This window comes from Pannonibacter sp. Q-1, assembly GCF_054073275.1.
The window spans coordinates 663312-677653 of record NZ_JBSXNB010000003.1; the positions used below are offsets into that span (position 1 = coordinate 663312).

General features: G+C 63.1%; 12 protein-coding genes. 5 read left to right on the plus strand and 7 right to left on the minus strand.

Annotated elements, in window-relative coordinates; translation table 11 throughout:
* The first annotated feature begins 51 nt into the window (after positions 1–51).
* The 5 genes from ACVNHC_RS10920 (at position 52) to gcvA (ending at position 5428) form a co-directional block, all read left to right on the plus strand.
* Positions 52–1044, plus strand: a complete 993-nt coding sequence (locus tag ACVNHC_RS10920; RefSeq protein WP_457167263.1) for an ornithine cyclodeaminase family protein — start codon at positions 52–54, stop codon at positions 1042–1044.
* Positions 1045–1088: 44 nt separating this feature from the next.
* Complete coding sequence (locus ACVNHC_RS10925) at positions 1089–2057, plus strand: threonine ammonia-lyase (RefSeq protein ID WP_457167264.1); 969 nt, start codon at positions 1089–1091, stop codon at positions 2055–2057.
* A gap of 332 nt (positions 2058–2389) precedes the next feature.
* A complete protein-coding gene (locus tag ACVNHC_RS10930) occupies positions 2390–3016 on the plus strand; it encodes a TetR/AcrR family transcriptional regulator (RefSeq protein WP_457167265.1) in 627 nt (208 codons plus the stop codon).
* A gap of 60 nt (positions 3017–3076) precedes the next feature.
* Complete coding sequence (locus ACVNHC_RS10935) at positions 3077–4312, plus strand: MFS transporter (protein WP_457167266.1); 1236 nt, start codon at positions 3077–3079, stop codon at positions 4310–4312.
* A gap of 219 nt (positions 4313–4531) precedes the next feature.
* Positions 4532–5428: a transcriptional regulator GcvA gene (gene gcvA / locus ACVNHC_RS10940; RefSeq protein WP_457167267.1), complete on the plus strand. Its 897-nt coding sequence runs from the start codon at positions 4532–4534 to the stop codon at positions 5426–5428.
* 188 nt (positions 5429–5616) lie between these two features.
* On the opposite strand, the gene ACVNHC_RS10945 is transcribed toward gcvA, so the two are convergent.
* The 7 genes from ACVNHC_RS10945 to ACVNHC_RS10975 form a co-directional block, all read right to left on the minus strand.
* Entirely contained in the window at positions 5617–7680 is a 2064-nt protein-coding gene (locus tag ACVNHC_RS10945; RefSeq protein WP_457167268.1) for an acetate--CoA ligase family protein, read from the minus strand.
* Positions 7681–7688: 8 nt separating this feature from the next.
* Positions 7689–8477, minus strand: a complete 789-nt coding sequence (locus ACVNHC_RS10950; RefSeq protein WP_457167269.1) for an enoyl-CoA hydratase/isomerase family protein — start codon at positions 8475–8477, stop codon at positions 7689–7691.
* Positions 8478–8608: 131 nt separating this feature from the next.
* The gene (locus ACVNHC_RS10955; protein WP_457167270.1) at positions 8609–9964 is read right to left on the minus strand and encodes an MmgE/PrpD family protein; all 1356 of its coding nucleotides are present in this window, start codon (positions 9962–9964) and stop codon (positions 8609–8611) included.
* 168 nt (positions 9965–10132) lie between these two features.
* Positions 10133–11623 carry a tripartite tricarboxylate transporter permease gene (locus tag ACVNHC_RS10960; RefSeq protein ID WP_050473060.1) on the minus strand — a complete coding sequence of 497 codons (1491 nt, stop codon included), beginning with the start codon at positions 11621–11623 and terminating at the stop codon, positions 10133–10135.
* Positions 11624–11631: 8 nt separating this feature from the next.
* Positions 11632–12135, minus strand: a complete 504-nt coding sequence (locus tag ACVNHC_RS10965) for a tripartite tricarboxylate transporter TctB family protein (RefSeq protein ID WP_457167271.1) — start codon at positions 12133–12135, stop codon at positions 11632–11634.
* Positions 12136–12207: 72 nt separating this feature from the next.
* Positions 12208–13200: a tripartite tricarboxylate transporter substrate binding protein gene (locus ACVNHC_RS10970; protein ID WP_457167272.1), complete on the minus strand. Its 993-nt coding sequence runs from the start codon at positions 13198–13200 to the stop codon at positions 12208–12210.
* Positions 13201–13288: 88 nt separating this feature from the next.
* Positions 13289–14260, minus strand: coding sequence for a Bug family tripartite tricarboxylate transporter substrate binding protein (locus ACVNHC_RS10975; protein ID WP_082205950.1), 972 nt, complete (start codon positions 14258–14260; stop codon positions 13289–13291).
* Positions 14261–14342: the final 82 nt, after the last annotated feature.

The following is a 14342-nucleotide window of genomic DNA, read 5'->3' on the forward strand; positions in this document are numbered from 1 at the left end:
TGCAGGGGCGCGGTCTTCGGCAAGGCTGATTGCTCCGGGCAGGACCGCGTGATGAAGACACTGCTGCTTACGAAGGAAGACGTCAAAAGCCTGATCTCCATGGCTGAGGTCATCGGCACGGTGGAGGATGCCTACAAGGCCTTCAACAGCGGCCTGGTACAGCAGCCTGGCTACATGGGTCTGCACCTGCCTGCCCCGCGCGGAGAGATCGACTTCAAGGCAGGATACAATCAGGCCAATGAAACCATCACGCTGAAAGCCTCCTCTGGCGGCTTCCCGCACAACCCGGCGGAGCACGGCGTGCCCAGCGGCATGGGAACCGTTCTCCTGTTTGATGCCAGAAGCTGCGCGCTGGCCTGCGTCATGGATGGAAGCCTTCTCACAGGCCTCAGGACGGGCGCATCGGGCGCCGTCTCCGTGAAGGCACTGGCGCGCAAAGATGCCCGGACGGTGGCGGTGATCGGCACCGGCAATCAGGCCCGGATGCAGATCCGCGCCATCCGCGAAGTGATGACGATTGGCGAAATCCACGCCTGGTGCCGGACACCGGAGAAGCTCGCCGCCTTCAAGGACGAGATCGAGCAGGCGTTCGGCATCCCCGTCACCGCGGCCTCCTGCGCCAGGGACGCCGTGGCAGCGGCCGACATCCTGATCACGGCGACCCGGGGCACGGGGCCGGTGGTGGAAGCGGGCTGGGTGAAGCCCGGAACCCACATCATCGCCATCGGCACGGATCAGCACGGCAAGCAGGAATTCGAGCCTGAGATTTTCCGCGGCGCCCGCATCGTCGTGGACTCCCTCTCCCAGTGCATCAGCAAGGGCGAAACCTGGCATCCGCTGAATGCGGGCATCATCACGCAGGAGCAGATCCACGGCGAGATCGGCGAAATCCTGCTGGGGCACAAGCCGGGCCGCGAGAGCGACGACGAAATCACCATTTTCGATTCCACCGGCATGGCCATTCAGGACAATACCGCCGCCCGGAAGATCTATGACAATGCCGTCGCGCACAACGCCGGCACCTGGTTCAGCTTCTTCAAGTAATCCATATTCCCCGCCATCCGGACTGTCAGAAGGCCCACACCAGCATGCGCAAATACCCGAAGCTCCAGGATATTCACGACGCAAGAGAGCGGGTGAAGCCGCATATCCGCCACACCCCGCTGCTGCGGGCGGACAAGATCGAGAAGAAGCTGGGCTGCGAGCTTTACCTCAAGCCGGAAACCCTGCAGGTCACAGGCGCCTTCAAGATCCGCGGCGCCCTGAACAAGGTGCTGTCGCTGCCACGGGAGGAAACCGCGAAGGGCCTCATCTCCAGTTCGTCGGGCAACCATGCCCAGGCGCTGGCCTATGTGGCAAAGATGCTGGGCGTGAAGGTGGTGCTGGTCCTGCCGGTGACCACTCCCAAGCTGAAGATCACCAACACTGAGGCTCTGGGCGCTGAAGTCATCCTGTTTGACGGGGACAACGCCTCCCGCTGGAAGCAGGTCTACGACATCGCGGAGCGCAACAATTACACTGTCGTGCACGGCTTCGAGGATCCGCTGGTGATGGCCGGCCAGGGGACGATGGCCTGCGAGATCCTTGAGGATCTGCCTGATGTCAGCACGGTCATCGTGCCGGTGGGCGGCGGCGGTCTCATCTCGGGCGTGGCGACCGCATTGAAGGAACTCAAGCCTTCGGTGCGCGTCATCGGCGCCGAGCCCGCCCTGACCCCGAAATATTACCACAGCCGTCTGAACGGTGAGCCCACCTCCCTGCCGCTTCTGGACACCATCGCAGACGGCCTGCGGCTCAGTGTTCCCGGCCGCAACCCCTATCCCATCATCGAGAAATACGTCGACGAGATCGTCCTCGTCGACGACGCGCACATCGTCGAGGGCATGCAGGTGCTGGCAAGGGATGCAAAACTGATTGCCGAACCCGCCGCCTCCATCGGCATCGGCGCCCTGCTCGCCGGATCTATCAGCCTGGCGCCGGGTGAAAAGGTCTGCGCCATTCTCACCGGCGGCAACTGGGATCTGAGCAGCCTCGCGGAGGTCTACAACAGGCTCTGAACCCAGAGCATGATGCGCCAGACCTGCTGAAATCAGATCCCGCTGAGACCATCTCAGCGGGATCTGCCTATGGCCTCACATCCCGCAGGTCGCCCCTTCACGCCGGCAGCGCAACGGGCCCCATGGCGGCCCATCGGAGTGCAGTCCATCCGGCCACGGAGACAACTGCCCGCTCTTTTCCACTGATAGACCCATGTTCAAACCAGGCCTATGATCTGCCACAGGTCCAGACAGACTCGGCAAGACCCGCGTGGCGCGAGAGCAAATTCAAGGCATGCTGCGTCAGCGCCGAAAGGCCCGGTATTGTAAAGTCCTTCCAGAGGAAGCTCTGAATGACGAAAACAACAAGCGCCAGAATTATCGAAGCCGCCGAAGTGCTGTTCTATGAGCACGGCCTGCGCAGCGTGAGCGTTGACGCGATCGCAGAAGCCGCCGGCGTCACGAAGCGTACACTATACTACCACTTTGAAAGCAAGGACGCGCTGATCGCCGCCTATCTGGAAGCACGTGATACCCCGACGGTGGAACGGTACCGCGGCTGGATGGGAAACCCTGCTCTGCCGGTGGCCGAACGGGTGTCCCGGATCTTTACCTGTCTGGCCGAACACGCCCGGAAGCCCAAATGGCGCGGCTGCGGATTTACCCGCGCGGCCGTGGAACTGGCCGGGCTGCCGGGGCATCCCGCCGTGCTGATGGCCGCAAAACACAAACGGCGTTTCGAGGCCTGGCTGGAACAGGAATTGCGGGACGGGGGCGTAAACTCCCCGCAAAAACTGGCCCGGCAGATCGTGCTGCTGATCGAAGGGACGATTTCTCAGATCCTCATTCATGGCGATGTTTCCTGCGCCCTGACCGCCGGGGAGGCGGCGGCAGCCCTTGTCTTGCTGGACCTCAAGGACCAGCCGGGACAGGAGCGGAAACAGCCGGCACTGGCAGAAACCGGCATGTATACCGGCTAGTGAGTTTCCTATTTCCGGCCCGGCCTTACCGTCAGCGTTCTCTCAAAGGGGAGCGCCAGAATGCAGAAGACCGCCAGCGGGCCATGGACACCGGCCCTTGTGATTTCACTCGTTGCCGCAGGGCTGATCCTGTCATTGTCCATGGGGCTGCGCCAAAGCCTGGGCCTGTTCATGGAGCCCATGGTACGCACCACCGGCATCACGGCCGCCGCCTTCGGCTTCGCGATGGCCGCCCAAAACCTTGCCTGGGGCATCGGCCAGCCATTCATGGGCGCAATCTGCGACCGGTTCGGCGGGCGTCTGGTCGTGGCGCTTGCCGCCGTTCTCTATTGTGCCGGCCTTTACATGACCGCCACCGGAGGTCCGGCCGGCCTTTATCTTGGCGGCGGCCTGCTGGTCGGACTGGCGGTTGCGGCAACTTCGCATGGTGTCCTCGTCGGCATCATCTCGCGCCTCGCCACGCCTGCCATCCGGGCAACGGCCGTTTCCATCCTTGCAGCGGCCGGTTCACTCGGCACCTTTATTGTTGCCCCGGCGGCTCAGGCGATGATCAGCCAGTGGAACTGGCAGGCCGCGCTCGGCGGCCTTGCCCTGCTGGCCGCCACCATGGCGGGCCTTGCCCTGCTGTTCCGGCGCGGCGCGGCGCAAACACAGAGGCATCAGACACAGGGGCATCAGGATCCGCAAAAGCCCAATGCGCGCCGGGCCATTGCCGATGCTCTGGCCAACCGCAGCTTCGTCATCACCACGGCCGCCTTCTTTGCCTGCGGTTTCCAGCTGATCTTCATTGCGACCCATCTGCCGAATTTCATCGCGATCTGCGGGCTGCCGCCGTCCGTGAGTGCCACGGCGATCGCCCTGATCGGGATCTGCAATGCCATAGGCACACTTGCCGCCGGCTATCTTTGCCAGCGCTGGGGAAATGTTCTTGTGCTGGCGCTGATATACCTGCTGCGCACCCTGGCCATTGCGGCGTTCTTCGCCTTCCCGGTCAGTGTGGAAACCGCGTTGATCTTTGCTGCGGCGATGGGGTTCCTCTGGCTGAGCGTCGTTCCGCCCGTCAGCGGGCTCATCAACGGCCTGTTCGGCCCGGCGAATTTCGGCACTCTTTTTGGCGTGATGTTCCTCAGCCACCAGGTGGGTGCATTTCTCGGCGCCTGGCTCGGAGGACTAAGCTACCAACTCAGCGGCAGCTACTCGATCAGCTGGCTGTCCCTGATCATTGTCGGCCTGCTGGCCGCCCTCCTGCAGTTCACCGCCCGCGGAGAAAGAGCCACTCCTCTGCAGGCACAGTAAGCTTCGTGGCCGGGGCACGAACGCCCTCCCCGGCCGCCCCCACTCATGACAGAACAAGACCTGCGCCGCCTGCCGCCCTCTCCCCGGCCGGGCGGATATGCCGTAGTTACAAATGGATATGCGAATGGTGTTGAAGTAATCTTGGTATCCCTGCGATGTTATTCTCCATCGCGGCGCCTGCAGCCCAAGGGGGCCCGGACAACACCTGCGATTGGCAACATGACGCAACAACTTCCACCTCTGAACCCACTCAAGGCTTTTGAGGCTGCAGCGCGCCTCAGCAGCCTCACACTTGCGGCAGAAGAACTGAACGTCAGCCAGGTGGCGGTGAGCCGCCAGGTACGCGTGCTGGAAGAATATCTGGACGTGGCGCTGTTCCGCCGCCTGCACCGCGGCATCGAAATCACCCGCGAGGGCCAGCAATTGTATGAAGGGGTGACCCAGGCCTTTCAGGATATCGCGGGGGCAGCAAGGCTCGTATCCCGGCGCGGACGGCGCGACCTGCTGTCCATCCAGTCCTACACAACCTTCTCCCAGCGCTGGCTGATCCCCCGCCTTGGCCATTTTCATGACACCCACCCGCGGATTGAGGTGCGCCTGTCCTCTTCCACCGCCCCTGTCGATTTCAACGCCCAGAATCTGGACGCGGCCATTCGCTCCGGACGGGGGGATTGGCCGCACCTGCATTCGGAAAAGCTCGTCGATATCGAGCTCATTCCGGTCTGCTCGCCGGTGCTTTATGCCAACGTGAAACTGGCAGCTCCCAAGGATCTGTCAAAGGTGCGGCTGCTGCATTCAATGGCCCGCCCGAATGACTGGGCCTCATGGCTCGCCGCAGCCTCTGCAACAGGCGTCGCCTCCTCCTCCGGTCTGCGGTTCGAAAACTCGGCCCTGGCCTATGAGGCCGCCCTTCTCGACATTGGTGCAGCCATTGCCATCAAGCCGTTTGTGCAGAGACAGTTGCAGAGCGGGGCCCTGATTGCGCCCTTTGACGTAACCTGCAAGACAGGAGAAGCCTATTACTTCACCTGGCCCAAGAACGTGTCCCCCTCAGCTCCCCTGATCAAGTTCCTGGACTGGATCAAGGAGCAGATGGCCTCGGCGGGGCAGACATGACCGCCGTCCCGGCACGCTGATACATCTCGCGTTGCCTACCGGACAGCCATCCGGCGGACGGGCAAAACAGAAGACCCCGGTGTGCCAGGCACACCGGGGTCTGGTTTGAGCCCATAAGGGCTTGTGCATTTCAAGGCTCGAGGAGTCCGCACCTCAAAGCCTTGCGGCGGAGCCATCCGGCCTGAAGGTCACGACAGGACCACCAGACCATCCGCGGCGCGAACCCCCTGACCGGCCGGCAGCACGAAGACGGGATTGATCTCGGCTTCCGCCAGCCGGCCATCCAGCGCTCCAGCCATGCTGGCAAAGGCGAGGACGGTATCGGTCAGGGCTTCGATATCACCGGCAGGCTTGCCGCGGAATCCGGTCAGCAGCGCCGAGCACTTCAGGCTGTCGATCATCTCGCGGGCCGTGGTCCGGTCCAGCGGCAGCAGCCTGAGAGCAACATCCTGATAAAGTTCGGTGGTCACGCCCCCGGCTCCCAGAAGCACGTAAGCACCAAGCTGCGGATCCCGGTTGTAGCCCAGGATCATCTCGACACCGCCGGAGATCAGCTCCTGGATCAGGAAGCCATCGATCCTGGCCCCGGTCCTGGAACGCACCCGCTCCAGCATCTGCGAGCAGGCCGTTTCCACATCCTCCGGCATCACGCCCACGGCGACGCCGCCAACCTCGGTCTTGTGCAGGATCTCGTTCGACAGGATCTTGATCACGACCGGTCCGTCGAAGTCCGCCGCAACTTTGGCAGCGTCAGCGGGCGAGGCCGCTGTGGCCTCCCGCGTCACCGGCACGCCGAAACGCTGGAAGAGCATCTTCGCATCCGCTTCGTTGAGCGCTCCGGTGGGCAGATCCTGTGCGTCCTGTACCGGCGGCTGAACCGCTACCGGAACCTTGGCCTTCACGGGCAGCAGCGCCAGCAGGGCCGAGGCACAGCTCTCCGGCGCCTGATAAGCTGCAATGCCGTTGCGGTTCAGGTGGCGCACGATCCCCGGCGCTTCGGGCGAAACATAGGAAATCAGCGGCTTGCCGGTCAGCGCCATCGCCTCCAGCACAGGTCCGGCGACCAGTTCAGGCTGTCCGATCGAAGACGAGCCCACCACCACCACGATGGCATCATAGCTGGGGCTTTCGGCAAGGATCTTCAGGATCGACCGGAACAGATCCGGGCGCAGGCCCGCCAGCGTCACATCAATCGGGTTCCGGTCAAGCACCGCCTCCTGAAGATCCAGCGCCAGCAGTTTGGCCGCCGTCTCCGCGTCGGGAGCCGGCATCTCCAGCCCCGAAAGACCGAGATTGTCCGCCACAACAGTTGCCGCGCCGCCTGTCGACGTGACGATGGCGACCCGCCTGCCTGTCATACTCCGTCCAGCGGCCAGCGCGGCAGGGATGTCCAGAAGATCGGCGAAGGTCTGGGCCCGGATGATCCCGAGCTGCGCAAAGAGGGCGTCATAGACCTCATCGGCACCGGCAAGGGCCCCCGTGTGGGAAACCGCCGACTGGGCACCGGATTCCGACCGGCCAACCTTATAGGCAACGATGCGCTTGCCAGCTGCCCGCACCTTCTCGGCCGCCTTGCGGAAGGCGCTGACATTGCGGATCGTCTCCAGATACATCGCGATGACCGTTGTTGCCGGATCATCAGCCAAGGCCTCGAGAAAGTCGGAGACCTCCAGATCGCACTCGTTGCCCGTGGCCACCAGCTTCGAGAAGCCGATCCCGCGCCCGGCGGCCCGGGACAGAAGCGAGCCCATGATGCCGCCGCTCTGCGACAGAAGCGCAATCGGGCCGTCCGTGAACTCTTCGCTTTCCATTGCGCCGGATGCGGTGAGCATGATCCGGTCCGTCAGGTTGACCAGGCCGATGGTGTTCGGCCCGAGGATCCGCATGCTGCCGGCGGCAGCTCTCAGTTCTGCCTGACGGGCACGGCCTTCTTCACCCGCCTCACCGAAGCCCGAGGCCAGAATGACCGCTGCCTTGGTGCCTGCTTCGGCCAACTGGCGGACCGCTTCGATCACCCGGTTGGCTCCCAGCAGGATCAGCGCCAGATCCGGAGCTTCCGGCAGGTCGCGCGGGTGAGCATAGGCCTTCAGTCCGGCGACCATGTCCGACTTCGGATTGATCGGATAGATCCTGCCGGAAAAGCCATGGCGCTGCAGATAAGCAATCGGACGGCCTGTCAGCTTGGCCGGATCGTTCGAAGCGCCGACGACAGCAACGCTCTTCGGGTTCAGAATGTCATTGATGACGGACATGACGGGCCTCACTTGCCGGACTTGTTGAGGAAGTCTTCAACCGACTTGCGGTGCTCGGCGGTGGTGTAGCAGATCGCCTGCGCCTCACGGCCCAGGGCGAAGACCTGCTCATCCGTGCTTTCAAATGTCTTGTCGATAATCGCCTTGGTCAGCGCGACGGCAGCCGGCGAACCGATGGTCAGCTCTTCGGCCCAGGCCTGCGCCTCATCCAGCAGCGCATCGGGAGCGGCCACACGGTCGATCATGCCGATGCGCAGCGCCTCATCGGTTTCAAGCACCCGCGCAGTCAGGATCAGTTCCTTGGCCTTGGACAGGCCGACACGGCGCGGCAGGAAATACATGCCGCCGCCATCGGAGACGAGCCCGCGCTTGACGAAGCTCATCGACAACTTCGCCCCTTCCGCCGCGATGATGAAGTCGCAAGCCAGCGCCATGTCGAGCCCGAGGCCGAATGCCGCCCCATTCAATGCCGCAATGACCGGTTTGGACAGGCCATGGATTGCCGCCACACCCCGGTGAGTGCTCTGCTGGCGCTTCCAGCCGTTAAACGCGACTTCGCCGGCCGGCGCATCCAGACGCGCCCGCATGCCGCCAATGTCTCCGCCCGAGCAGAAGCCTTTGCCTGCTCCCGTGAGAATGACCCCGCGCACGGACTTGTCCGCGCCGGCCGCGTCAAAGGCAGCGATCAGTTCGGCGCGCATCTGGTCATTGATGGCATTGCGCACGTCGGGCCGGTTCAGAGTGATCCGGGCGATACCATTCTGATGGGAAACAGTGATGAATTCTGCTGCGCTCATGGCGGCTCCTCTCCTGAAATATTTAGCTGGCCGCAGATGCGCTTCGGCGGCGGTCCCGGCTGTGACACTCAGATGAAGAATGCCGTTCCTCGCCGCAACCGATCATCAGGCGACCTATGACTAACAAAATGTCAGCCTCGCTTTAGCCTCGCCTGACCCGGCAGGACGTCCCCCTGCAGGATCGCAGTGCGAAGGGCTGCGGCCTCCTCCGGCAGCATCACAGCCGCCGTCAGTTCATCGAACTTGGCAACGAGCTCTGCCTGGGTAAGCGGATCTTCCGGGTCGCCTTTCCGGGTCTGCTGGAAATGCTCCAGCACCCGCCCGTCCGTCAGCGTCACGCGCAACCGCGCCATGCGCTGGCGGGGATAGGCCGCGGCCAGTTCCGCGTCGATTTCGACCGAGATCTTCGGCATCAGGCGGTGCAGGCGCGTATCGGCAAGCGCCTCTGGCGAGAAGGCCGCCAGCCGCACGCCGCCCAGGACCATGTCGGCGGCAAGGCAGTGCTGCAGACTGAAGCGCGCCTGCTGCGCCGTCGTCGGATCAGGGTTGTCGCACAGGGTTTTGGTGCCGCCGTAGCCGCGCACGTCAATCGCTGCAATATCGTCCGGACCAAAGCCATACTGAGCGCGCATTGCACGCATGCCGTCGAGCGAAGGAAAGATATGCCCGCAGCATCCGTGGTTCTTCACGGTCATCCGGGTGATGGGCGTCCAGTCTCCGACGCCCTCGAGTGCGGCATCCCAGTTGCCTGTGCCATCACTTGTGGCCGCCGCGTAGCCCACGGCTCCGGACAGCGCCTCCGGTGAGGCAGTGGCCCCGCCCGCCGCCGCATAGGCCGCCAGCATGCCCGCCTCGGCGGCATGGCCCGGATGCATGGCCTTGACCATGCCTTCCCCCTGCATGTTCTGCTGATGCCCGCCAGCAAAACTGGACGCAATGGCAACGGCCGCCGCGATCTTCGCCTCGTCACATCCCAGCAGCATCGCAGCCGCGGCAGCCGATCCCATCGTGCCTATGGTCGCGGTCGTGTGCCAATAACGGTAATGGCTGGGCTGAACGGCCAGCGACAGGCGGCAGCCAAGCTCATACCCTCCGATGACTGCGCGCAGGAACGGCTCCATCCCAACGTTGCGATGCTGGGCGAGTGCCAGCGCCGCAGCAATCGTCGGACTGCCGGGGTGGTACCCGCCATCGCGGAAGATATCGTCAAACTCGACGATATGACTGGCCGTGCCATTGATCAGCGCAGCCGTCCTCGGGGCCATTGTCCCGCCCGTCACATAGCAAAGCGCCCGGCCATGCCCCCCTTCGGCTTCAAACGCTTTGGCGAGGATCGTTGCAGGTGGATGGACGCAGCCGGCCAGCATCGTCGCAAACCAGTCCAGCACCGCATTGCGCGCTGCCTGCTGCAGGTCAGGCGTCAGCGGGCGCTCATGCCATTGAGCTGCGGAATAGGCGAGATGTTTCAGCGGAGAAACAGCAGTCATAAGCGGTTCCTTTCAGTGCCCGGCCCGGCCGGACCTGACATCGTCATGCTTGGGGCAAACCGTCAGCCGGCCGGAGGCTGCATCACAAGGGGTGAACGGCAGGCCAGACACAGATCAGACACAGATCAGACACTGGCCGTTCACGAGCTTTGAAGCGCTTGCAGGCGATCACATTGCTTCCCGTCTCCAGCGGCGGCGCAGAGCTCCAAATGCCGGCAGAACAAAGGTCAGAACGGCAATGGACAGCAGGATCACGGTCAGCGGATGGGTGTAGAAGATGTCGTAGCTGCCACGGGAGATCACCAGGGCACGGCGGAAGTTGGTCTCGATCATCTCACCGAGGACCAGGCCGAGGATGATGGGCGCCAATGGAATGCCAACCTTGCGCAGCCCGTACCCCACGATGCCGAATGCCGTCATCACATAGACCGGGTACATGGAGTTCTGGGACGCATAAGCGCCGATCAACGAAATCGAAGCAACGATGGCGGCGATGGCCGGACGGGGAATATTGGCAACCTGTGCCCAGAGCTTGGCCCCGGCAAGACCGATCAGAACCATCAGCGGCACGCCGATGAACAGGGAGGCAAAGATCGAATAAGGGATCTCCGGGTTCTTGGTGAAAAGCAGCGGCCCGGGCTGGATGCCCTGGATCATGAGCGCGCCGATGAGAACTGCGGTGGTCGCCGAACCAGGGATGCCCAGAGCCAGCAGCGGGGCCATCGCACCCGATACAGCGGCATTGTTTGCCGTCTCGGAGGCCGCCACGCCTTCGATGCTGCCCTTGCCGAATTTCTCCGGCGTCTTTGAGGTCTTCTTTGCGACGGCATAGGAGACAAAGGAGGCGATCGAAGCCCCGGCTCCCGGGATGACACCGATGATGTAGCCGAGAACCGAGCTGCGCAGGATGTGCCACTTCAATGTGTAATAGGTGCTCAGCGGAACGGCCATGATGCCATTGATCTTGCTGTTCTTCACCTTTTGCGCCGCTCCCTGCTCTATCATGAACAGAACTTCGGAGAGGGCATAGAGTCCGAGCAGCACCGGCACGAGCGGCAGGCCTTCAAAAAACTCCGGGCTGTAGGTGAAGCGCGGCACCCCGGTCTGCGTGTCCAGCCCCACCGTTGCAAAGGCAAGCCCCAGGCCCATGGCGATGAGCCCCTTCAACGGAGAGCCGTCAGACAGGCCGGAAACGAGGCTGAGACCAACCAGAGCCAGCGCGAAATACTCGCCCGGCCCGAAACGCAGGGCCAGTTCCGACAAGGGGATTGCGGTCAGCACCAGCAAGGTGGCCGACACCAGGATGCCGATACCCGACCCGATGATCGAAACATTCAAGGCAACGCCCGCCTTGCCCTGCTGCGTCAGCGGATAGCCGTCCCAGGCAGTCGCTACGGCAGCAGCCGTGCCCGGGGTGTTGATCAGAACCGCCGTGATCGCTCCGCCGTACTCGGCAGCAACATACAGGCCGACCAGCATGACGATCGCCACAACCGGGTCCATGCCATAGGTGAACGGGATCATCAGGGCCACACCCAGGCTGGGCCCAAGGCCGGGAATGGCGCCGATGAGATATCCAGCAAGGGCCCCGAAGATCAGCCCCAGCCAGACATATGGATCCGAGAAGGTGCTAAAACCGAACAAAAGTGCATCAATCATGTCTGGCCTCAGGGAAGCTGGATGCCAAGGGCATAGGTGAAGAGGCTGTAGATCACGGCCGTCAGAGCCACCGGCGTGAGGATCAGGTGAAGGGGCCGGCGCTCACCGCATGTCAGCATGATGAGGCACGAGAAGATCAGGATGACCGGGATCGAACCCGCGGCTTCAAACAGCTTGGCCTGCGCGATCAACAGGATAAGGCAGACGAGAACCCAGAGAGGCCTGCCGATGACGACCGGCGCACGCACCTCGCCGCGAATGTGCCGGATCACTCCGGCCAGCAGCATCACCGCCGTGGCTACGAAAACAAGCCCTCCGGCGATCGACGGAAAACGCCCCGCTCCGACGTCAGCGCGGTTGAGCGATGCCGGCAGTGACAGAGCTTCAGACCAGTAGAAGCCTGCAGCAGCCAGCAGGATCAAACCGGCAGCGATTTCCGCCCACAGAATGGGAAACTGAGTATTGTTTGCAAGCGCCGGACCGGCCTTCGCCGCGTTTCCTGCGTGGCTCATGATCATCCTCCTCGAGGGCAACACCGTGTGGAGGGTACCGCCAGCCCGATGAGCTTGCGGTACCCTTGCGCCTTACTGCACCAGTCCGGCGTCCTTCAGCGTTTCAGCGGCAACCTCGTTCATCTGCTTGATGTATTCGCGGTACTCGGCAGGCCCTGCAGTCGAAGAGACGACGCCGCTTTGCGTTTCAAAGTTGCGGAACTCCTCCGTCGCCTGCGCCTTGTGGAACGCAGCCGCAATCTTCTCCTGCAGGTCCTCCGGGATACCCGGAGGGCCGAAAAGACCGCGCAGCTGCTGCCAGTCGGGGCTCACGGCAAAGCCCTGTTCGGCAAAGGTCTGCACCTCGGGCAGCGATTCCAGACGGCCGTGCCCCAGAATGCCGAGACCAACCACCCGGTCTGCCTCGAAGAACGGCAGCGCAGGCCCGGGATTTGCGATAGCTGCATCCACATAGCCACCCAGCAAACCGGTGATGACCTCAGGCGTGCTGTTGAAGCCAACCCAGTTCACGCTGAACCCGGCCTCCTTCGCCAGCATCGACACGGCGAGGTGCTGCACTGAGCCAGCCGAACCGAAACCGCCAATTGTCACCTGCCCGTCCGGCGAAGCCTTTGCTTTTTCCACCAGGTCCGAAAGCGAGGTCATGCCCGACTGCGGATTGGCCATCAGCACGTGCGGATCAAACTGAAAGATCGCAATCCAGCTGAAATCCTCCGGCGAAAAGGTGCCTTTCAGATTGGTCTGCATCGCCGTGAAGTGGCTCATCGTGTTGACGCCGAGGGTCAGGCCATCGGCTGCCGCCGCACGGATGACAGCCATTTGCTTGGCGCCTGCCGCGCCTTGTGCATTGTGAATGACGAGCGGCTGGCCGATGACAGGCTCCAGAGACCGCGCCAGCGTGCGGGCGAAGATATCGGAAGCTCCCCCTGGGCCGGTGTGAAGAACCAGTGTGACCGGACCCGCAGGCTTCCACTCTCCCCCGTCCTGCGCCAGGGCAGGCGTTGACAGGGCCAGTGCGGCCAGCCCGCATGCGAACGCAGAATATCTTATCCATGCCGAAGACATGTGCTTTCCTCCCGAAACAAGTCTGTTTGGATATGCGCCCCTCAGGCGGGGCCACCGGCAGGCCGGGCCGTCAAAACGGCCGCTGGCCTTACTGGGACAGCGCGCCGGTTGCTTCCAGTCCCTTGCGGGCCAGCTCAATCATGGAGTTGACGCGTTCGGCGTATTCCTGCGGGCCAAAGCGCGTGCCCGTAATGGCCGACTGTTCCTGATACCGCTGGAACTCTTCGCTCTGCATCGCCTCGATCAGCCCGTCGGCAAGCTTCTGCTTGATCCCGTCCGGAATGCCGGCCGGGCCATAGATGCCGCGGATCTGCTGCCATTCAGGATCTGCGTCATAGCCCTGTTCGGCGAAGGTCTGCACTTCGGGGAAGGTCGGCGACCGCTCTTCTGCCAGCACCCCAAGGATACGCACGCGCCCGGCCTCCGCGAATTCAGCCACCACACCCGGATTGGCAACGGCCAGCTCGATATGCCCGCCGAGAAGACCGGTGATTGCTTCGGTGGAAGCGTCGTAGCTGACCCAGTCCATTTCCACACCGGCTGAATCGATGACCAGCTTCGTGGCGATATTGGCAATGGACCCGACGGCACCATAGCCGCCAGCCGTCACGGGCTTGCCGCCGGTCTTGGTGGCCTCGATGAACTGGGCGAATGTCTCATGAGGGCTATCGGCACGCACGAACAGCACATGCGCATCCTGCTGAACCATCGCAATCCAGCTGAAATCCTCCGGCGAGAACACGCCCTTCAGATTGGTCTGCATCGCCGTGAAGTGGCTTAAGGTATTGACCCCGATCGTGTAACCGTCCGGCGCCGAGGCCTTGACGGCGGCCATTTGCGCGGCTCCCCCGCCGCCTGCCCGGTTGACCACAACGAGTGGCTGTCCGAAGACCTTTTCGGCAGAGCGGGCCAGCGTGCGGGCGAAAATGTCGGATGCGCCGCCGGGGGCATTCTGCACCACGATTTCGATCGGCTTCGCCGGAAAATTAGCCGCGTCCTGCGCCGATGCCGGCAAAGCCAGCAGCATGGCAGACACAAGTGCCCCGGTAACTCTCTTCATTGAAAATCCTCCCAGTCCTGCGCCAGTTCCCCTCCCGGGACCGGCGTCTGAACAAAGTAAGGATTATGCGGCGGCGTTGACC